The organism is Paenibacillus lautus (assembly GCF_050482385.1).
In the GTDB taxonomy this organism is placed as follows: domain Bacteria; phylum Bacillota; class Bacilli; order Paenibacillales; family Paenibacillaceae; genus Paenibacillus_AQ; species Paenibacillus_AQ lautus_B.
Genome location: NZ_JBCNHV010000018.1, coordinates 58,755 through 79,727, shown reverse-complemented (window position 1 = coordinate 79,727; position 20,973 = coordinate 58,755). Strand labels below are relative to the sequence as shown.

At 50.2% G+C, this 20,973-nt stretch carries 20 protein-coding genes and 1 riboswitch; of the genes, 19 read left to right on the top strand and 1 reads right to left on the bottom strand.

Features of this window, described 5'->3' with window-relative positions:
• Positions 1-41 precede the first annotated feature (41 nt).
• The 11 genes from ABEW73_RS22640 (at position 42) to ABEW73_RS22590 (ending at position 10,658) form a co-directional block, all read left to right on the top strand.
• Positions 42-1,130, top strand: a complete 1,089-nt coding sequence (locus ABEW73_RS22640; protein ID WP_430169382.1) for a hypothetical protein — start codon at positions 42-44, stop codon at positions 1,128-1,130.
• Positions 1,131-1,330: 200 nt separating this feature from the next.
• On the top strand, positions 1,331-2,752 hold the full coding sequence (locus tag ABEW73_RS22635; protein WP_430169379.1) for an N-acetylmuramoyl-L-alanine amidase: 1,422 nt from the start codon (positions 1,331-1,333) through the stop codon (positions 2,750-2,752).
• Between the two features lie 91 nt (positions 2,753-2,843).
• Complete coding sequence (locus ABEW73_RS22630) at positions 2,844-3,860, top strand: zinc-dependent alcohol dehydrogenase family protein (protein WP_430169377.1); 1,017 nt, start codon at positions 2,844-2,846, stop codon at positions 3,858-3,860.
• A gap of 280 nt (positions 3,861-4,140) precedes the next feature.
• Positions 4,141-4,791, top strand: a complete 651-nt coding sequence (locus ABEW73_RS22625; protein WP_430169374.1) for a sigma-70 family RNA polymerase sigma factor — start codon at positions 4,141-4,143, stop codon at positions 4,789-4,791.
• Positions 4,788-5,243, top strand: a complete 456-nt coding sequence (locus ABEW73_RS22620; protein ID WP_430169371.1) for a GNAT family N-acetyltransferase — start codon at positions 4,788-4,790, stop codon at positions 5,241-5,243. The genes ABEW73_RS22625 and ABEW73_RS22620 overlap by 4 nt, the downstream gene beginning before the upstream one ends.
• Before the next feature lie 359 nt (positions 5,244-5,602).
• The gene (locus ABEW73_RS22615; protein WP_430169368.1) at positions 5,603-6,769 is read left to right on the top strand and encodes a bis-aminopropyl spermidine synthase family protein; all 1,167 of its coding nucleotides are present in this window, start codon (positions 5,603-5,605) and stop codon (positions 6,767-6,769) included.
• Positions 6,770-6,831: 62 nt separating this feature from the next.
• Positions 6,832-8,967 carry a DNA topoisomerase III gene (locus ABEW73_RS22610; protein ID WP_430169365.1) on the top strand — a complete coding sequence of 712 codons (2,136 nt, stop codon included), beginning with the start codon at positions 6,832-6,834 and terminating at the stop codon, positions 8,965-8,967.
• Between the two features lie 138 nt (positions 8,968-9,105).
• A complete protein-coding gene (locus ABEW73_RS22605) occupies positions 9,106-9,243 on the top strand; it encodes a hypothetical protein (RefSeq protein WP_181469949.1) in 138 nt (45 codons plus the stop codon).
• Positions 9,244-9,476: 233 nt separating this feature from the next.
• Positions 9,477-9,740, top strand: a complete 264-nt coding sequence (locus ABEW73_RS22600) for a DUF1294 domain-containing protein (protein ID WP_076325616.1) — start codon at positions 9,477-9,479, stop codon at positions 9,738-9,740.
• A gap of 120 nt (positions 9,741-9,860) precedes the next feature.
• Complete coding sequence (locus ABEW73_RS22595; RefSeq protein ID WP_430169362.1) at positions 9,861-10,295, top strand: universal stress protein; 435 nt, start codon at positions 9,861-9,863, stop codon at positions 10,293-10,295.
• Positions 10,296-10,379: 84 nt separating this feature from the next.
• Positions 10,380-10,658 (top strand): hypothetical protein, encoded by a 279-nt coding sequence (locus ABEW73_RS22590; RefSeq protein ID WP_430169359.1) that lies wholly within the window; start codon positions 10,380-10,382, stop codon positions 10,656-10,658.
• Positions 10,659-10,695: 37 nt separating this feature from the next.
• Here the strand turns inward: ABEW73_RS22590 and ABEW73_RS22585 are convergent, their stop codons facing one another.
• Positions 10,696-11,307, bottom strand: coding sequence for a histidine phosphatase family protein (locus ABEW73_RS22585; RefSeq protein ID WP_430169356.1), 612 nt, complete (start codon positions 11,305-11,307; stop codon positions 10,696-10,698).
• A 572-nt stretch (positions 11,308-11,879) separates the two neighbouring features.
• Positions 11,880-11,981, top strand: a riboswitch (purine riboswitch).
• Between the two features lie 197 nt (positions 11,982-12,178).
• On the opposite strand from ABEW73_RS22585, the gene purE reads away from it, so the two are divergent.
• The 8 genes from purE to purF all read left to right on the top strand — a co-directional run bounded on the left by purE (position 12,179) and on the right by purF (position 20,936).
• Positions 12,179-12,664: a 5-(carboxyamino)imidazole ribonucleotide mutase gene (purE, locus tag ABEW73_RS22580; RefSeq protein ID WP_430169353.1), complete on the top strand. Its 486-nt coding sequence runs from the start codon at positions 12,179-12,181 to the stop codon at positions 12,662-12,664.
• The gene (purK, locus tag ABEW73_RS22575) at positions 12,661-13,848 is read left to right on the top strand and encodes a 5-(carboxyamino)imidazole ribonucleotide synthase (protein WP_430169350.1); all 1,188 of its coding nucleotides are present in this window, start codon (positions 12,661-12,663) and stop codon (positions 13,846-13,848) included. The genes purE and purK overlap by 4 nt, the downstream gene beginning before the upstream one ends.
• Positions 13,849-13,851: 3 nt before the next feature.
• Positions 13,852-15,147, top strand: a complete 1,296-nt coding sequence (gene purB, locus ABEW73_RS22570; RefSeq protein ID WP_430169346.1) for an adenylosuccinate lyase — start codon at positions 13,852-13,854, stop codon at positions 15,145-15,147.
• A gap of 224 nt (positions 15,148-15,371) precedes the next feature.
• Positions 15,372-16,262: a phosphoribosylaminoimidazolesuccinocarboxamide synthase gene (locus tag ABEW73_RS22565; protein ID WP_430169343.1), complete on the top strand. Its 891-nt coding sequence runs from the start codon at positions 15,372-15,374 to the stop codon at positions 16,260-16,262.
• Positions 16,263-16,312: 50 nt separating this feature from the next.
• Positions 16,313-16,558: a phosphoribosylformylglycinamidine synthase subunit PurS gene (gene purS, locus ABEW73_RS22560; RefSeq protein ID WP_006208285.1), complete on the top strand. Its 246-nt coding sequence runs from the start codon at positions 16,313-16,315 to the stop codon at positions 16,556-16,558.
• Between the two features lie 4 nt (positions 16,559-16,562).
• Positions 16,563-17,252 carry a phosphoribosylformylglycinamidine synthase subunit PurQ gene (purQ, locus tag ABEW73_RS22555; RefSeq protein WP_430169341.1) on the top strand — a complete coding sequence of 230 codons (690 nt, stop codon included), beginning with the start codon at positions 16,563-16,565 and terminating at the stop codon, positions 17,250-17,252.
• Positions 17,230-19,473 (top strand): phosphoribosylformylglycinamidine synthase subunit PurL, encoded by a 2,244-nt coding sequence (purL, locus tag ABEW73_RS22550; RefSeq protein WP_430169339.1) that lies wholly within the window; start codon positions 17,230-17,232, stop codon positions 19,471-19,473. Before purQ ends, purL begins: the two co-directional genes overlap by 23 nt.
• Positions 19,458-20,936: an amidophosphoribosyltransferase gene (gene purF / locus ABEW73_RS22545; protein ID WP_430169336.1), complete on the top strand. Its 1,479-nt coding sequence runs from the start codon at positions 19,458-19,460 to the stop codon at positions 20,934-20,936. Before purL ends, purF begins: the two co-directional genes overlap by 16 nt.
• Positions 20,937-20,973: the final 37 nt, after the last annotated feature.

Genomic DNA, 20,973 nt, shown 5'->3' with positions numbered 1-20,973 from the left:
CATAGGCGGACAAGCCTACTTAAAATGTGGAGGTTTTAACTGTGAACAAAAAGAATGTCCTGGCGGCCCTCGCTATAATCGCCATTTCTGGCGGATTGCTTGCAGCCAGCACGTTTGCTGTCCTGCATTTTGTTCCCACGCCTGTACCTGAACTGTATGGGGAATCTAAGCGGCAAGGAATACCTGCAATGACTTTAGCAAACAGCGAGATACCGATTTTAAAGGTAGAAGCGTCAATGCCGGCAACGACTGTTAAGGAATATCTGGAACAAACGATGACGGAGGAGGATATTCAACAAATCTATCATTATTTTGACAACATCAAGGTTGAAGTGGAAGCAAGTAACCGTAAAATGACTGATCGGGAGGCCAAAAGATTGGGGGTACTGAAGGAACAATATATTTATGAAGGCGTCCGTCCGCAAAAGCCTTTGCCCCTTAAAGAGGGGAATTATAGTTTCTATTTAGACTTGAGTAAAGCAACTTATGTATATCCCGAGCGGCTTCTGACAGATGAGGAATTATTGCAGTATATTGATTGGCACTCCCGAGTGAATTTTGCTCTGAGCAAACGGATTGTCAAGCCCCAGCCCGATTCGAAAGATATAAGTGAAGCAGATGCGTTGGCAAAGGCTCATGACAGTGTAACTCGTCTGTTTGATGTCGATGTCTCCAAACTGAAAGTAACCATATTGTATAATAAATTTGGCCCTGGGCAAATTGGGGAATGGTTTGTTCATTTTCAGCCTTACAATGTGGAGAGACTGCAAGCAAGCACAGAAACTTATTTTATGTATGATGTATTCATAGATTCCTTGACTGGGAATGTGATCGATACCACTCTTTTCAATTCTAACTATAAGAGAACGCCCATCACAGCGGCTATGAAAGAGCAGATCAAACAGGATCACAGCTGGATCGATGCAGCTAAAACCATAGTAAGAGAGAAACAGGGTGATACTCGTGCAATCACAAATACGTCATTCATCGAGGATGTCAAATATGATCAACGTGGTGTTGTAGCCATATCCATCAGCTTGGAAGACGGTAACGCATATACAGCAGAATTGCGATATCCCGAAAAAACGTTACGATGTCTTATATATGAACCGGCTCCAAAGAAGATATAGTCATAGGATATATTTTATATAAAACAGAAAAATGTTTCATGTGATAACAGAGAACTCTTTCAGAATTGGTTTGTCTAATTAAATCATCTACAATGTAGCATCAGACAAAAATCCCATTTCTATATTGAAGTGGGATTTTTGTGTCCATAAACGAATGTATTAAAAATATGTAGCAAAAGAAATCATAGTAGAGGTGCATGATGAAAAAAGCCATTCTTATATTGTTTATATCCCTATTCTTTCTTATCATTTTACCAGATCAAAGCCATGCAGCAGCTAACCAATCTAAGATCATATTAGACGGTCAGGAAGTGATATTGCCTTCTGATGTCCAGGTCACAGTGATGAATAAGCATGTTATGATCCCAATTCGTGTTGTTGCTGAGAATCTAAAGTTTAGAGTTAATTGGGATCAAAAATCGCATCTTGTAAAAATCCAGCAAAATTCAAAGATAATCTCTTTACACGTTGACCAAAGAGAAGCGAAGGTAGCAGGGAAGCCCGTATTACTGGATATTGCTCCTCAAATTCTGAATAAGAGTGTAGTCGTTCCGATACGCTTCGTAAGTGAACAGATGGGACTATCTGTGAGTTGGGACAACAAAGATAAAATTGTATATCTGACAAGCAGCACCAATAATTCCGATCAAACTGAAGATTCCACTCCCCATTCAGAAAACAATGAAAAAGAATTGTTAAAACATATCAACGAAATTAATTTTTTGAATAACCAACTCGTTCTAAGCATGGATGGAAAAGTAACCCCGATCATTTCTAATTTAAAAGACCCTCAGCGAATAGTTGTTGATTTACCAAATACTACGTTTGGTGATTTATCTCAACCATTGGATTCGGGTTCTATGGGTAAATTGGATGTTAGTGGTGAGTCCGATGTATCGGAAGTGAGATATTCGTTATTTAATCGTGATCCAGATCTAGTCAGAATCGTGATTGAATTAAAACAAGCTAGTGTAATTCAAGTTAATCATGAATTTATCGGTGATCAACTGGTTATTGATTTAAACGATACCAGCGACTTCGAATCTCCTACTCAAGCGCCATCGGCAGGTGAGCAGGGGAGAAAGATTGTAGTGATCGATCCTGGGCATGGAGGAAGTGATCCGGGGACGACAAGTATCTCTAATAAACATGAGAAGGATTTTACCCTTGCTTTATCTCTGAAAGTACAAGAACTCCTGTTGAAGGAGCCTGAAATCGAAGTATTGATGACCCGCGATACAGACGTATACCCAACCCGAACGGAACGCGTGCTGTTCGCCAATAATTTAAATGCGGACGTATTTGTATCTATACATGGAAACAGTGTTCTCGAGTCACCTCAAGCCAATGGGACAGAGACTTACTATTATCAGCGAAGCAGCAGTAAAGAGCTGGCTGATGCTATTCACAAGCGTTTAATTAAAGCGATAGGTCTGAAAGACCGCGGTGTAAAAGATAACAATTTTCAAGTCATTAGAGAAACGAAGATGGCTGCTGTTCTATTGGAAGTTGGGTTCCTGAGCAATATCTCCGATGAAAAAGCGATGCTATCCAATACCGTACAATACAAAGCGGCTCAAGCTATTGTCGATGGAATAAAAGAATATTTGAGCATCAGGTAAGTAAAACAGGGAATATGCAAACTGGCTTATCTAATTACAATTCGACAGCTATTCATTAAGCTAACGAGCTGCTAGGATAATTCAGTAAGGAGTGAGACGCATTAAGGAGTTTATTTCTTTACAGTATAAGAAGTTTGGACATCCTCTTGAAGTGTTGGAATTAGAACAACGAGTAGACGATATACAACTTCAGCACGACGAAATAGTGGTTCGAATGATTCTTAGTCCAATCAATCCTTCTGACTTAATTCCGATTCGAGGTGCCTATAAACATCGAATTCAGCTGCCAGCAGTACCAGGATATGAAGGGGTTGGTGTTGTTGAAGCTGTTGGTTCATCCGTAACAACATCCCTTTTAGGTAAACGGGTATTGCCTCTACGTGGTGAGGGGACTTGGCAACAGTACGTGAAAACGAAAGCCAATTTTGCAATTCGAGTTCCCGTTGAAATGGATAACGAAACAGCAAGCCAAATGTACATTAACCCTATGACAGCGTGGCTTATTTGTACAGAAGAATTGCGGTTAAAGTCTGATGATGTGTTAATTGTAAATGCTTGCGGTTCAGCAATAGGACGTATTTTTGCACAGTTTTCAAAGGTGTTTGGATACAGATTGATTGCGGTGGTAAGAAATGATAGCCATACCCAGGAACTGCATTCGCTTGGTGCTTGGGCGGTAATTGATACGTCTAAAGAATTGCTTGTCCATCGAGTTTTGGAATTGACCTGTGGGATGGGAGCAACGGCGGGTATTGATAGCATTGGCGGGCAAGATGGACACGACCTGATTGAGTGTATCCGTCCAGGTGGCACAGTCTTAAGTATTGGTCTTATGTCAGGAATCCAAATGAATTGGGCTCAGATACACCAAAAACATTCTAATATCAGAGTGAAACCATATTGGCTTAAAAGATGGATTGAAGGTATCTCCGATGTTCGGTGGCATGAAACTTTTGGTGATGTATTCAAATTGGTGATAGATGGGGAATTGACTATTCCAGCACCAAGAACGCGTTTTAGTCTACGGGAATATGAGAAAGCAATTATAGAAACTCAACAAAGTGGTCACATAGGGAAGGTGATTTTGGAACCATTTTTATTCAACTAACGCGCTAATGGTCTTCGTTCGCATTAAGAGTTATAACCGGCCTGGTAAATGTCTAGGCTGAAAGTCCGTTCACGAAGCCTTCATGGAAGAATTGTCGCACTTTGCTTGATAATGCGTCATGATGAATATTCAATATGGAAATGATGAACGGAATTGTGCGAAAATGAAGGTGATCTTAGCATTTTTTTTATAAAATAATGAACTTGCGTGAACCTGAGCACGCTCTCAGGCATCTAACTTATGTAAGGCCAAGGAAGTGTTGCAAAGGAGGTCTCCCAATGTGAACAAGAAATCCAATATAAAGCACGATGTTCAGCTTGCCAAGCATGGGGATCGGGAAGCCTTTAGCAGGCTGATCCACGCTTATGAGCGTGATTTGTACGGCTTAGCCCGCTTGTATCTGAGGCGGGAAGAGGATTGCGCGGATGCCGTACAGGAAGCGATTTATAAATCATTCGCAGCAATGCCTACCTTGAAGGAGCCTGCTTATTTCAAAACATGGCTGTCCCGTATTCTCATTCATGAATGCCTGCAGCTACTGCGCTCCCAGCAGCGGCTGCGCACGGTCGAACTTGCCCATGGGGGTGCCGATGCGCTCCCGTATGAAGCGATCGAACTCAACGAAGCCGTAACCCACCTGGAAGCTGATTTACGCAGGGTCATTCAGCTTCACTATTACCAGGATATGCCGATTAGCCGTATCGCCAAGATCGTAGGGATACCGCAAGGAACGGTAAAATCCCGGCTGTACCGGGCCCGCGCCATTTTGGCGGAAAGATTGGATCCCTCCACGGAAAGGAGCGTGAGCCATGACCCGATAGTAGGTAAGGAGTCGAGTCAGAATGACTTTGCTCCTATCATTACGATCCGGACGGCTAGGCCTGCCGGGGATTACGATATAATTCACAGATCATGGGGTGTGGCAGCATGATGGGAACGAAACAGAATATCAGATTGATGGACAAATCCGACCTTGGAGCATGCTCCGAGCTGATGCTCAAGGTCTTTAGCGGCGAACCCTGGTACGACCAGTGGGACTCCGTACAGCATGTGCAGCAATACCTCACGGAATTTATGGACAATCCGGTATTCTTGGGGTTTGTTATCGAACAGGATGGTCAGATCCTCGGTGCCTCTTTTGGTCATACGAAGAGCTGGTATAGTGGTAAGGAATATCATATCCAGGAATATTATATCGATACCGGTAGGCAGGGCAGCGGATTAGGCTCGGCATTAATGAATGGAATGAAGGCATACTTAAGTTCAATTCACATTCATTGCATGGTGCTGCTAACGGAAAAGGATCTTCCGGCGGAAGATTTTTATCGGAAACATGGTTTTGAATTGAAGAAGGATATTATTTTTATGGCCAACAGGTTTTAGTCGGCGGAATTTATATTGAAAAATAGGGAGCTGTCTTGATGTCGGTGCGTGTTCTTAACTAACCAAATTTTATAGGACTCTGGCTTGTGCATTGCAAAAAAACCCACTTTATGTGAGGTTTATTTGTCATGCGCGATGGCTCTGAGTCCACCTGGTTAAGAACACAACAGCCATCCCTTATATATTGACTGTACAGCCATGCTCTGGGCACGGCTTCCCGCTTGGGGGATAGAAGATGGACGATGGTTCATGGACTTCTGTCCCTTTTTTTTTCATTACTGCAGCACGTATGCGGGTCACGTGTGTTCTTTTCCAGGGGCAATAACAAACTCATATTCAGGAAAAGAGCGTGATTTCACATGATCCATTATATAGAAGAAGTGAAAACCAAGGTTCGTCTGCAGGAAGGCGTCCAGGTGATCGAACAACTGCTAGTAGCGAGTTATATGCGGCCCGGTATATCAACCAAAGAGCTGGCACGTCATACGTATCTACCAGTTCCGGTTGCTGCGGCGATCAAGAAGGAGCTGATCAAGGCAGGAGCTCTCATTCAAGACCGGGGGGTGCGCTGCACCGATTCCGGGAAGTCCTATATTGAACATGAGCTGGGGTATGGAGGCATCGATATAGATCTGTATCAGAAGCTTTTGGCCGGCGAAGTCGATTGGCAGGAGGAGCTTTCTGATGTACTAGCGAGGCTCACGGAGATTCTGGAGATGCGTCCGCAAGTCGATGTACAGATTGACCAATCCCAATGCACGGTAGAAACGAGTTTGCGGAGGGCGATTCTGTGTCTGAGGGAACACAGTCTGATCGGTAGGAACATTCTGTGCGTTGGCGATGACGACCTGGTAAGCATCTCGCTTGGTCTGCTGCTTAAACGACTGTTCCCGCACGCGAAGAACCAGAGAGCCGCCATTACCGTTATGGATATCGATGAGCGATTTCTGGGGTTTATCCAGGGCGCGGCTGCAAAAGAAGGTTTATCGGTTACATGCAGGCATATCGATCTCAGGCAGCCTTTGCCTGAGGGCTTGAACGGGCAATACGATTGCTTCTTCACGGATCCGCCGTATACGCTACAAGGGCTGACTCTGTTCTTATCCAGAGGCGTTAGCGCGCTGAAACGCGAGAAGGGATGCCCCATCTTTCTCTCCTTCGCCCATAAATCTCCCGATTTCACATGGTCCATGCAGCGTGAATTCGTCCGTATGGGTTTATCGGTAAAGCAGGTCCTGCTTCATTTCAATCAATATATTGGAGCGCAGATGATCGGTAATAGTGGTCAGATGATCGTGCTAACAACGACGGAATTTACGGCGCCGCGTGTTATAGACTCTTTCGAGGATGAGCTCTACACAGGCGAGGTTAGGCGAACGGTTCGAACCTACAGATGCATCCAATGTCAGGGTGAGCTGCAGGTGGGCGTGCAGGGTGATTTTTCCACGATCGAGGATTTGAAGAGGCAGGGCTGTCCGATATGTGTTAATCATACGTTCACATGGCTGGCTAAGAAAACGATCTGACTTATCTTTGTGGAAACAATCGAGGGGAGGTTATAATAGGGGAACAGAGGAAGGGGAGGGCTATGAAAGTATTAGTATTGGCTGAGAAGCCGTCCGTTGCGAAGGAAATTGCGAGAGTAATGGGCAGCCGCGAGAAGCAGAAGAATTATTTTGAAGGACCAAAATATATTGTGACCTGGGCGCTTGGACATCTGGTAGGACTTGCCGAACCCGAGGACTATGATAAGAAGTACCAGACCTGGGTTCTGGAGGATTTGCCGATCCTGCCGGATAACACAAGGCTTAAGGTGTTGAAGGAAACAAGTCACCAGTTCAAGACGGTCCAGCATCTGATGAAGCGCCCGGATGTCGGTGAGATGATTATTGCCACCGATGCTGCCCGTGAAGGGGAACTGCTTGCGCGCTGGATCCTCAAAATGGCGAAGTGGAACAAGCCGTTCAAACGGCTGTGGATTTCTTCCCAGACGGATAAGGCGATCAAGGAAGGCTTTGCATCACTTAAGCCGGGACAGCAGTTCGACCGGCTGTATGAGTCGGCACGATGCCGGGCGGAAGCGGATTGGATGGTTGGACTGAATGTGACGCGTGCGCTGACGACCAAATTTAATGCACAGTTGTCGGCAGGCCGGGTTCAGACGCCAACGCTCGGGATGATCATGGACCGGGAGAAGGAGATTGTGAATTTCCGCTCCCAGGAATATGAGACGCTGCAGGCGGATCTGGGGAGCTTTGAGGTATCGTGGCGTCCGGCTGGCGGAGACGGTCGTCTATTCGAGAAGGATAAGGCGGCCAAGCTGAAGCAAAAGCTGGAGGGCAGCACCGGAAAAATCGTCAGCGTGAATAAGAGCGAGAAAACCGAACCGCATCCGCTGGCATATGATTTGACCGAACTGCAGCGGGATGCCAACCGCCGATTCGGGTTCTCGGCCAAGCAGACCTCGAATGTGCTGCAGCGCCTGTATGAGCAGCATAAGCTGGTCACCTATCCGCGTACGGACAGCCGTTACCTGACATCCGATATGGTCGGAACGTTGAAGGAAAGACTATCGAGCATTGCGATCGGGCCTTATGCGTCCATTGCACGTCCACTGCTGCGTAAGAATTTATCACCAGGTAAACGGGTCGTGGATGACAGCAAGGTTACGGATCACCATGCCATCATTCCTACCGAACAGACCGTGCTGCTGAATCAACTGTCGGTCGATGAACGCAAGCTGTACGATCTTATCGTACGCCGGTTCATCAGCTTGTTCTATCCTCCTGCCCGTTACGATAACGTATCGGTTACCGTTCAGATGGAGGGGGAGCAGCTTTACGCGAAAGGGACTACGATCAAGGACAGCGGCTGGCGTGAGGTATACGGCGGCGATTATGATGATGACGCTGACGACGAGCAGGACGATGGTCAGGGCCAGTCTTCAGGCAAGCTCCTGCCGGAGCTGCGAGAAGGAGAGTCGGTGAAGGTGGTCCGCTGCGTGCTGAAACCGGGACGTACCCAGCCGCCGAAGCGTTATAACGAAGCGGCGCTGCTCTCCCAGATGGAGAAGCACGGACTTGGAACCCCCGCAACCCGGGCTGATATCATCGAGAAGCTGGTTAGCTCGGACACGATCGAACGGCAGGGGCAATCCCTCCATCCGACAGGCAAAGGCAAGCAGCTGATTGAGCTTGTCGCTCCAGAGCTGAGAACACCGGAGCTCACGGCGCGCTGGGAGGCCGAGCTCGAACGGATCGCGAAGGGGCAAGGCAAGCCGGAACCATTCTTGCGCGGAATACGGGACATGACCAAGAAGCTGGTCACGGATGTGAAGGGAAGCGAAGCGGAGTATAAACCGCATAATGTCTCGAACAGCCACTGTCCGGATTGCGGGACAAGATTGCTGGAGAAGAAGACCAAGCGCGGCAAGCTGCTAGTCTGCCCGAGTGACGACTGCGGCTATAAGCGTTCAGGCGAGAAGCGTCTGTCCAACCGCCGCTGCCCGCAATGCCACAAGAAGATGGAGATGAAAGAAGGCAAGGCGGGGCTGTTCGTGCAGTGCCTGGGCTGCGGCATTACAGAAACGCTGAAGAAGGACGCCAAGCATGTGAACAAACGCGAGGAGCGGAAGCTCGTGCAGCAATACAGCAAGCCGGAGTCGATAGGCTCGAACCTGGGCGACCTGTTGAAGGCGGCCCTTGAGCAGAAGGGGAAGGAATAACCTGCAATGGTGAGTCTGCCAAGGGGTGCTGCTCAGTCCCACGATGTGCATCTTCCAAGCCTTGAAATGCGTTTTTCTTGCCGTTGTTAGCATAACCTCGGGTGCAATGGCTCATTCTACGAACAGGGGGTGATTTGCATGCCGAATCATAAAGCAAGAAAAAGCGAAAACCAGCAGAACAAATCAAGCATTCTTGAGGAGAGCAAGACCCTCAAACCGAAAAAGGCTGCAGACTATGTTCCGAGCCTGAACGAAATATCCAAGAATGAATCATAAGTTTTCGTAATGGTTGTGTATGGTCTGGTTGTCATTATGCCGGACACGAGCCGTTGGATTTATTGACGTCGGCCGTGTCCTAATAATGGCATTCATAGATGGCTTGGCCATGGCTAAGATTATTTAGCCTGCATTGTCTTCGTTAGCCTGCAGTTTTATAATAGTAGTAGAACGTAAAGCGAATGGCTGATTGGGCAAGATCGATCAGTTGGAATGGGGGTGCGTGAACCAACGTGAGACCTGCACTGATCGTTTGGTTTATTTTTATCAATGCGGTAGCCTATCTGGTCATGTCGGAGGATAAGCGGCGTGCCCGAATGGGACGGGATCGTGTTCCGGAGCGAACACTGTTTCTGCTAGCTGCCATAGGCGGGGCCTTGGGTGTATGGATTGCCATGTACCGCAAACGTCATAAAACGAGGCATTTATCATTTAAACTAGGCGTGCCGTTGTTGTTAGTCGTGAATGTTGCGCTGTACACGTACTTCTGGGGATAAGTCGCATTAATCTGAATTACATAGGAACAACGCAGCAAGTCAGCAAGCTCGTTTCATATCGGTATGAAGTTGTTTAATAATAAGTAGTAGGTCTTTTAACTATAGAAAGAGGTGGCCTGTATGCTTTTTACTAAAATTCTTCTAGCTTACGACGGCTCCAAAGCAGCGAATAAAGCGCTCGGACGTGCGGTTGAACTTGTTAAGGTTACGCCGGGAGCTACGCTGGATGTCATTCATGCTTACGATTTTCCGCGTTTCTTCGTTGGGGAAGGGCTTGCCCCGATTCCAGCTTCACTTAATAAAGATGTCTACGATCTTGCCGTGCAGACGACAGAGGAAGTCCGCGAGCGAATTGAGAATTCCGGCGTCACCGGTCAGGTGGAGATGATCCAGGGTCCTCCGGCTGAAGTCATTCTGGAGTACGCGAATCAGAACGGCAGTGACCTTATTATTATCGGCAGCCGAGGTCTTGGCGGAATTCGCGAGTTTGTACTCGGCAGTGTCAGCCATAACGTGGTGCAGCATGCAAAGATCCCGGTACTGGTAGTGAAATAATGTGTTGGGGACGCTGAGGCGTCCCTTTTTTCGTAACAACGTCAGAGTAGCAGACAGTAATTTCTTTGGTCAGAGGAGGCTCATATGGAAATTATTCTTCTTATCATCTTGGTCGTTCTGGTCGGTCTTATGGCCTCCAGCCGAATGACGGCCATGGAGAAGCGAATGAAACGGCAGCAGGCCACGTTGAACCAAATCGCAAGCCATTTAGGAATACCCGAGCCGCCGGTGCATGAGGAAGTCAAACGGCTGCTGCAGGATGGGCAGGATATTAAAGCGATCAAAACCGTAAGAGAAGAATTGGGATTGTCTTTGGTTGAAGCCAAACAATATGTAGATGCCATCAAGGATGGTGAGCGGTAGAAACCGGTTGGTTGTGGGAGGAATGCAGGATTCCGGATTACAAATGAGGTGCTGCATTCTCCATGGTAAGCTCCCAGCGCCCGCCGTGGAACTCTATCCTGTGCAGCCCGGTGTTCGCGGCCGGGAAGAACGGATTCTTATTGGTCCATGCCATATCCTTGATTAGATGATAAATGATGTTGATCACTCCGCCGTGAGTAACCACCAATACGTTCTCATGATGATTCGCCGATTCCTGATCCTGGCATAGTTTGGTGAAGGTATTCTTGATCCGCTGGAAATTTTCCTGCGGGCTTTCACCTCCAGGGTATCTCTCGTCCATCCGTAAGCTCGAAAAATATAACCCTGGATACCTCTCCTCAGCTAAGGCGTGGGGCATGCCGGCTAGCAGACCGTTATTGGTCTCCCTCCAATCCTCGGAGCCATGATAGGGCAGGCTAAGCTTATCGGCAATTATCGAAGCAGTCTGATAGGCTCTCTGCAAATCGCTGCAAACGATCCGATGGATATTAACAACATGCTTGTGTTCATTCAAGTACTGCCCCAGCTTCTCCGCCTGCCTGATTCCTTCGTCGATGAGCCCTCGCTGGCTCCACCCTCCGCGGTACCCTTCTTCATCTTGACCATGCCTAACGAGATAAATAGCCATAGGTTCCTCCTAAGAAATAGATTCTGTTTTATGACATTTAAAAATGATGTTTTGTCGTATTTCATATTCATGTCGGATGATAAGATTTCGACACTCGCCCCCATCTTCCTTGCAAGTAGCTACAATTAAAGAGCAGAATGTGGTCTTATTTTATTCTGCGATAATACTTTTCCCTTACCCTCAATGCAGCAGCAAAAAAATCTTCATTGAATATGCTCCAGCGGAGCGGACGAATCGTGGATGGAGAAGCGAAGCGTGCGCCTTTAAACAGGGGAAACATCCCTATATTGTTTAATCCAGTTTCCCGTGTTTAACAGCGATCGGAATCACGATGCGTCAGCGCAGCGCTGCCAATTGGTCAACATGTACTGCTTACAGCTTTTCATATCCACCAATTGGCACGCCTTATACAGCCCACAGTCTCCAAGAAGTTTTTGCTCCTGCATTGCTCACTCGCCAGATACGAACATTATATTTTCTGTAAATCCGATTGTTCGTGTTTAGGTTGACATGAGGTGTCAGAAATTGATAAACTGAGGATGTTGAGGTTCAAAATAACTTATGAAGCGTGATTGATTAAATTTAATATTTCTCGTATAAAGCCGGGGATATGGCCCGGAAGTCTCTACCCGGAAACCGTAAATTTTCGGACTACGAGGGAATACAAACGGTGCGGCTACGACAGGGCTTGGTTTCGTGTTTGCCTCTTAGGCGAGCGGATGCGCAAGACTCTTCTGCTTGATGCAGACAGCAGCGTTCGTAATCCTTGTATGTCCGAGACCTGCACAGACTTTGTGTTTACGGGATCGGACTTTTTTTTCAGCAGTTAACCATAGTTTTGTCGAATTTCGAAGAAAGCGGGGGATAACTCATGACAGCACAAGTAGGAGTCATTATGGGAAGCCAATCAGATTGGGATACGATGTCCCATGCGTGCCAGGTGCTAGACGAGCTTGAAATTCCTTATGAGAAAAAAGTCGTATCCGCTCACCGGACGCCGGATTTGATGTTCCGGTATGCTGAGGAAGCGGAAGGCCGGGGGCTTCGCGTCATTATCGCCGGAGCCGGCGGAGCCGCTCATCTGCCCGGGATGGTCGCTTCGAAGACGGTATTGCCGGTCATTGGCGTTCCGGTGAAATCGAAAGCGCTGAAGGGGTTGGATTCATTGCTGTCGATCGTGCAGATGCCAGGGGGCATTCCGGTAGCGACTGTAGCGATTGGCAAAGCGGGAGCCACTAACGCCGGATTGCTCGCAGCCCAGATTTTAGGCACTTCGGATACAGGGATTCGCGAAAGAGTGCAAGCGCGCCGAGACCGTATCCGTGATGAAGTGCTGGAAAGCAGCGATAACTTATGATGGAGAACGGAGCACAGCAGACGCAAGTATCCGGCAAAAAGCTACTGCCTGGTTCCGTCATTGGCGTACTTGGCGGGGGACAGCTCGGACGAATGATCGCGCTGGACGGGATCCGGATGGGATATTCGTTCGTCACCCTCGATCCGACGCCGAATTCCCCGCTGGGGCAGATGGCCGAGCAGGTTACGGCCCGTTATGACGATGTGGAGGCTGCCCGGCAGCTAGCCGTCAAAGCGGACGTTATTACGTACGAATTCGAAAATGTCGATGCGGGCGTGGCCCAGCTTCTGGAGGAGCAGTCTTATGTTCCGCAAGGAAGCAAGCTGTTGTACACCACGCAGCACCGGCTGCGCGAGAAGGCCGCGATTGAAGCGGCCGGCGTACCGGTTGCACCGTATCGTGAAATAACAAGCTTGGAAGATTTACGATCCGCCGCCTCTGAACTTGGACTTCCGTGCGTGCTTAAGACCGCCATGGGAGGTTATGATGGTAAAGGGCAAGCGGTTCTCCGCAGGGAAGATGAGCTGGAATCAGCTTACAGCGAGCTGGCTGCCAGCGGGACTGAGCTGGTGTTGGAGAAGTTTGTGAAGTTTGCGTGCGAGATCTCTGTGATCGCGGCGCGCACGCCCAGCGGTATCGTGAAGAGCTTCCCTCCGGCAGAGAACGTGCATGTCAACAATATTTTGCACTTGTCGATTGTGCCTGCTCGCGTGACGAGCGAAGTGAAGCGCAAAGCATGCCAGCTCGCAGAACGCGTGGCAGAGGGCATGGGAGCTGTTGGCCTGCTGGCTGTCGAGATGTTTGTGACCGAGGATGGGGAGCTGTACGTGAATGAGCTTGCACCTCGTCCACATAACTCGGGTCACTACACGATGGAGGCATGCTCAACCTCTCAATTCGAGCAGCATGTGAGAGCGATCTGCGATCTGCCGCTCGGGGACACAACGCTGCTGAGTCCGGTCGTCATGGTGAACCTCCTGGGGCAACATCTGGAGGAAGCGGTACGGCGTTTTGGAGAGCACGACGCGCTTGCAGAGTCTCTCGGCGTTGTGCCTAAGCTTCATCTATACGGCAAGAGCGAATCGAAGTTTAACCGCAAGATGGGACATATCAACCTCCTGTGCGGGGATGTCGATGCAGCGCTCGAATGGGTAGAGAAAATGAATATTTGGAGGCAGGATTAAACGATGATTGAACGTTACAGCAGACCGGAAATGCGGGCGATTTGGACCGAGGAGAACAAATTCAGAGCATGGCTGGAAGTGGAATTGTGCGCATGCGAGGCATGGGCCGATCTTGGTGTCATTCCGAAGGAAGATACTGTTAAGCTTCGTCAGAATGCGACCTTTAATATGGACCGGATTTATGAAATCGAGCAGGAAACCCGCCATGATGTCATCGCTTTTACCCGCGCGGTATCGGAAAGCCTTGGCGAGGAGCGCAAATGGGTCCACTACGGATTGACTTCGACGGATGTGGTGGATACCGCGATGGGATATCTGCTCAAGCAAGCCAACGATATTTTGGAGCAGGACATCCTGCGTTTTATCGGTATTTTGAAAGAGAAGGCACTGGCCTACAAGCATACCCCGATGATGGGCAGAACGCATGGCGTGCATGCAGAGCCGACAACCTTCGGTTTGAAAATGGCGCTGTGGCATGAAGAGATGATCCGCAACCTGGAGCGTTTCCGCCATGCGGCTGACGGCGTGCAGTACGGCAAAATTTCCGGCGCAGTTGGAACGTATGCCAACATCGATCCTTCGGTTGAAGAATTCGTCTGCCGCAAGCTCGGTACGAAGCCGGCGCCGATCTCGACCCAGACGCTGCAGCGTGACCGTCATGCGGAATACATGGCAACACTTGCGCTGATCGCTACTTCGCTTGAGAAGTTCGCTACTGAAGTACGCGCGCTCCAGAAGAGTGAGGTTCGCGAGGTCGAAGAGGCGTTCGCCAAAGGGCAAAAAGGCTCCTCCGCGATGCCGCACAAACGGAATCCGATCGGTTCGGAGAACATCTCGGGTCTTGCGCGCGTCATTCGCGGCCACATGGTTTCCGCTTACGAGAACGTGTCGCTCTGGCATGAGCGGGATATTTCCCACTCCTCGGTAGAGCGTATCATCCTGCCGGACGCTACGATGCTGCTGAACTACATGCTGAACCGCTTCGGCAACATCGTGAAGAACCTGACGGTCTTCCCGGAGAACATGAAGCGCAACATGGCTCGCACATATGGCGTTCCTTTCTCGGGCCGGATCATGACGAAGCTGATCGACAAGGGCTTCAGCCGCGAGCAAGCGTACGACACCGTTCAGCCACGCGCCATGCAGGCATGGGAAGAGCAGCGTCAATTCCGCGAAATCGTGGAATCCACGCCTGAGATCACCGAGGTGCTCAGCGCCGAGGAGATCGAAGATGCATTTAATCCAAGCTGGCATCTGAAGCATGTGGATACGATTTTTGCCAAGCTGGGATTGGAGTAGGGTTAGAAACGGATTAATCCGCATTCATAAAAGATCTAGAGAAGATCATTTTCTACAACGGAGAAGGCGGAATTGTTTTGTAGAAGCGATAGCGGTCCCCTTTACCCCCGGATTTTAACCTTTGAATCATATTAATGGAAATCTGGGGGCAACAGGGATCGGAAAAATAATCCGCATTCGTAGTGATGATATGCAGACAATCTCTAGTCCAAGGGGAGGAACACATGACATTACCGGCATTATCGACCGCCACTCATCTGGTCAACGTACCGCTGCTGTATAAGGGCAAGGTTCGTGAATTGTACGACCTGGGCGAGCATGTACTCATTGTAGTAACCGACCGCATTTCCGCTTTTGACTATGTGCTGGAGCCGCCTGTACCGGCCAAAGGAACCGTGCTGAACAAGCTGAGCGCCTTCTGGTTCGAACAAACGGAACAGCTCATCAGCAACCATGTCGTGCATACGGACGTGAACCTCCTGGGTGATGCCATCAAGGACAAGGAGCTGCTGGACGGACGCGTCATGGTGTGCCGCAGGGCCGAGCGTATTGATATCGAATGCGTAGTGCGCGGATACATTACTGGCGGAGGCTGGAGGCAGTATCAGTCCTCGGGAGAGGTCAACGGCATTAAGCTGCCGGAGGGCCTGCGCAAGAATGAGGCTTTTCCCGAGCCGATCTTCACGCCGGCTGCCAAGAACGATGTCGGTCATGACGAGGACATCCCGCTATCCCGCATGAAGGAGCTTGTCGGCGAGGAACTCGCGCTGCAGCTTCAGGACAAAAGCCTGGTGCTGTACAAATTCGCCCGCGATTATTGCAGCAAGCACGGCATTATTTTGGCCGATTGCAAGTTTGAGTTCGGTTTGATCGACGGAGAGATCATTCTGATTGATGAGATCTTCACGCCGGATTCCTCCCGTTTCTGGGATGAGAAGAATTATGCGCTCGACATTGAGATTGACAGTATGGATAAGGAGCCGGTACGCACGTATCTCGCTTCGTCCGATTGGGATAAGAACAGTGAGCCGGATCCGCTGCCGAAAGCCGTGGTGGAGGAGACGACGCGCCGCTACACCGACATTTACAGCCGAATCACGGGTGTTAGCCTGTAAAGCTTTTATAAACCATTTCATTCATATATACCGAGGAGGAACAGGATACAATGTTGAAAGCAAAGGTCTACGTCACGATTAAGCAGAGCGTATTGGACCCTCAAGGGGTAGCGGTGCAGGGTGCACTTCATTCGATTGGGTACAAAGAAGTGGAGAGTCTGCGGATCGGTAAATATATGGAGCTTGAGCTGGGTACGGACAACCGTGAGGAAGCCGAGCAGCGAGTGAAAGAAATGTGCGAGAAGCTTCTGGCCAATACGGTGGTAGAGAACTACCGTTATGAATTGGAGGGCTAAACCAATGAGATTTGCAGTGCTGGTCTTTCCTGGCTCCAACTGTGATATTGACTGTTATAAGGCGGTAGAAGAGACGACCTCGCAGCCGGTGGATTATGTATGGCATACGGCAACGGATCTTTCCCCATATGATTGCATTTTGGTACCCGGCGGATTCTCCTATGGAGATTATCTCCGGTGTGGTGCGATTTCCCGATTCGCCCCGGTTATGAGCGAAGTGGCGAAAGCGGCAGAAGAGGGCAAGTATATTCTTGGCATCTGCAATGGATTTCAGATTTTGACTGAGGCCGGACTCCTTCCGGGAGCTCTGCGCCGCAACGATTCGATGAAATTCCGCTGCCATGACACGGTGCTTAAAGTGAACAATAATACAACGCCGTTTACCCGCGATTACGCGGAGGGACAAGAGATTGTCATTCCGATCGCGCATGGCGAAGGCAACTATTACTGTGATGAAGAAACGCTTCAAAAGCTCCGGGACAACCGGCAAATCGTATTTACGTATCAAAACAATCCGAACGGCTCGATCGAGGATATCGCAGGCATCTGCAACGAGCGGGGCAACGTGATCGGCATGATGCCGCATCCGGAGCGCGCGGTGAGCAGCCTGCTCGGCTCGGATGACGGTAAAGCAATGTTTACATCCATATTACAGGCATGGAGGGATACTCATGGCGCAGCAAACGTCCGTTAAGGAACCGACAGCAGAACAGATCGCAGAGTTTCAGATTTACAAGCAGATGGGAGTTTCGGACAGCGAGTATGAGCTGATCTGTTCCTTCATGGGACGCAAGCCGAATTACACGGAAATCGGTGTATTCAGCGTCATGTGGTCCGAGCATTGCGCCTACAAAAATTCCAAGCCGCTGCTTCGCCGCTTCCCGACAAGCGGCCCGCGCGTCCTGATGGGACCGGGCGAAGGTGCAGGGATCGTCGATATCGGCGACAACCAAGCGGTTGTATTCAAAATCGAAAGCCATAACCACCCTTCCGCTGTAGAGCCTTACCAAGGCGCAGCCACGGGCGTAGGCGGCATTATCCGCGATATTTTCTCCATGGGGGCAAGACCGGTAGCGATTCTCAACTCGCTTCGTTTCGGCAAGCTGGAGAGCGATCGCGTTAAATATTTGTTTGAACATGTCGTATCCGGTATTGCCGGTTACGGCAACTGCATCGGAATTCCGACAGTAGGCGGCGAGGTTGTATTCGACGAAAGTTATGAAGGTAATCCGCTGGTCAATGCGATGTGCGTCGGCGTTATCGACCATGATAAGATTCAGCGCGGCGTTGCAAAAGGGGTAGGCAATCCGGTCTTCTATGTCGGCCCTCCAACTGGCCGCGATGGCATCCACGGGGCGACCTTCGCTTCCGTCGAACTGACGGAGGAATCCGAAGCGAACCGTACGGCCGTTCAGGTCGGCGATCCGTTCATGGAGAAACTCGTGATGGAATCCTGCCTCGAGCTGATTGATTCCGGCATCGTGCTGGGCATTCAAGATATGGGCGCGGCTGGATTGACTTGCTCCAGTGCGGAAATGGCAAGTAAAGCAGGCAACGGTCTTGAGCTGTACCTGGACCAAGTGCCTCAGCGCGAAGAGGGCATGACGCCTTATGAAATGATGCTATCGGAATCGCAGGAACGGATGCTGTTCGTGGTTGAGCCGAAGCATGAGGCGCAAGCACGAGAAATCTTCGAACGCTGGGGCGTTATCTGCGCCAAAGTCGGCAAAGTGACGGACGATGGCCGCCTGAAGCTGATCCACCACGGTGAGGTGGTAGGCGACATGCCGGTTAAAGCGCTCGTAGACGAATGCCCAATCTATAACAAACCATCCCAAGAACCGGCTTATTACAAAGAGCAGGCTGCGGTGGATACGCTTCGTTATGAAGAAGTGACGGATTTGGGCGGTGCCCTCAAGAAGGTGCTCGGTTCGCCAAGCCTTGCAAGCAAAGCATGGGTATACAACCAATATGATTATATGGTTCGCACCAGCACGGCCGTTCGTCCGGGTTCGGATGCTGCTGTCGTAACGGTGCATGGAACGCGCAAAGCCCTGGCAATGACAACGGACTGTAACGGACGTTACGTCTATCTCGACCCTGAGCTTGGCGGAAGAATCGCCGTTAGCGAAGCAGCGCGCAATATCGTGTGCTCCGGTGCCGAGCCGCTGGCGATTACAGATAACCTGAACTTCGGAAGCCCGGAGAAGCCAGAAATTTTCTGGCAGATGGAAAAAGCCGTGGACGGCATGGCGGAAGCTTGTCGTGAGCTTGAAACGCCGGTCATCGGCGGTAATGTCAGTCTTTACAACGAGAATGCCAAAGGCGCGATTTATCCAACGCCGGTTGTCGGCATGGTCGGCCTGATCCATGATACGGATCATATTACAACACAAGGCTTCAAGGCGGAAGGCGATGCCATCTATGTGCTGGGTGATACCCGTGCGGAACTTGGCGGCAGCGAGTTCCAAGCGATCATTCACGGGGTGTCGGAAGGCAGACCGCCTGAACTGAACCTGGATACCGAGAAGAAATTGCTCGGCGGCGTACTGAAGGCCATTCAATCCGGTCTGGTACAATCCGCCCATGACGTGTCGGAGGGGGGACTTGCAGCCGCGCTGGCGGAGAGCTGCATCAGCGGCAACGTTGGGGCAAGCGTGCAATGGGCAACCGATCTGCGTAACGACGTGGCGCTCTTTAGCGAGAGCCAATCCCGGATCGTGCTGTCGGTGTCCCCTGATCATAAGAATGCGCTGGAGAAGCTCCTGCAGGAAGCGGGCGTTCCATTTACCGCGCTTGGCGTAGTCGGTGGAAATAAGCTTAGCATTAACATTAACGGTGCTTCTGCGCTGGAAGAATCCGTGGAGGCTTTGAAATCCGTCTGGGAGGATGCCATTCCATGTCTCATGAACTGATACCCGAAGGACTGTGGACAGGGGATTACTACAATGAGGGAACAGGTCAGAGCGATATTTTCGATACATTAAAAGAAGAGTGCGGCGTATTCGGGGTGTTTGGGCATCCCGATGCCGCCTCCCTTTCCTATTACGGGCTTCATGCCCTTCAGCACCGCGGCGAGGAAAGCGCGGGAATCTGCGTGGCCGATGGCGAGAATTTCAATTATCACCGCGGTATGGGGCTGGTAAAAGAAGTGTTTGATAAAGATAAGCTGGAATCGCTGCAGGGCAGCATGTCGATCGGGCATGTCCGTTATTCGACCAGCGGGGACAGCGGGCTGACGAATGCGCAGCCGCTCGTCTTTAAATACCGCGAAGGCAATCTGGCAATCGCAACGAACGGCAACATCGTCAATGAGCCGAAGCTTCGGCGCGAGCTGGAGATGGAGGGTTCCATATTCCAGACGACCAGCGATACGGAAGTCATTGCGCATCTGATTGCACGGTCGCCGAAGGATTTTGTCGAGGCTGCCAAGGATGCCTTGCGGCGTCTGGTGGGCGGGTTTGCCTTTCTGCTCATGACCAATGACAAGCTGCTCGTCGCCTCGGATCCGAACGGACTCCGTCCGCTAACGATCGGTCGTCTGGGCGATGCGTATATCTTAACCTCCGAGACCTGTGCACTTGAAGTTATCGGGGCGGAAGCGATCCGCGATGTCGCTCCCGGAGAGCTGCTGATCCTTGATCGGAACGGGCTTCGGGAAGAGCGGTATACGGAAGCGGGACGCAAAGCGTTGTGTGCGATGGAATATATTTATTTCTCCCGTCCGGACAGCGATCTGAACGGCTCCAACCTGCATTCGGCCCGCAAACGGATGGGCAGCAAGATGGCCCTGGAATCGTTTGTGGATGCGGATGTGGTTACGGGCGTACCGGATTCTAGCATCTCGGCCGCTATCGGTTATGCCGAGCAAACGGGCATTCCTTATGAGCTGGGATTGATCAAGAATAAATACACGGGCCGGACGTTCATTCAGCCGAGCCAGGAGCTGCGCGAGCAGGGCGTGAAGATGAAACTGAGCGCGGTACGGCGTGTGGTCGAAGGCAAACGGGTGGTCATGATTGATGACTCCATCGTACGGGGAACGACGTCCCGTCGAATCGTCAATCTGCTTCGCGAAGCGGGCGCGACCGAAGTGCATGTGCGGATTACGTCGCCGCCGTTTAAGAATCCCTGCTTCTACGGCATCGATACACCGGACCGCAGGGAACTGATCGCCTCCGAGAAAAGCATTGAGGAAATCTGCCGGGAGATCAACGCGGATTCTTTATCGTTCCTGAGCCCGGAAGGACTTATATCCGCCATTGGCGGTTATGATGAGCACAGCCCTAAAGGCGGCTTGTGCATGGCCTGCTTTGACAATGATTACCCGACGCAGATTGATTTTAACGGGGAAGAGAAGATGGGCTGCAGCTGCTGATTCTGCAGTGGACAGCCATTTTTTCTAGGTTGTATCC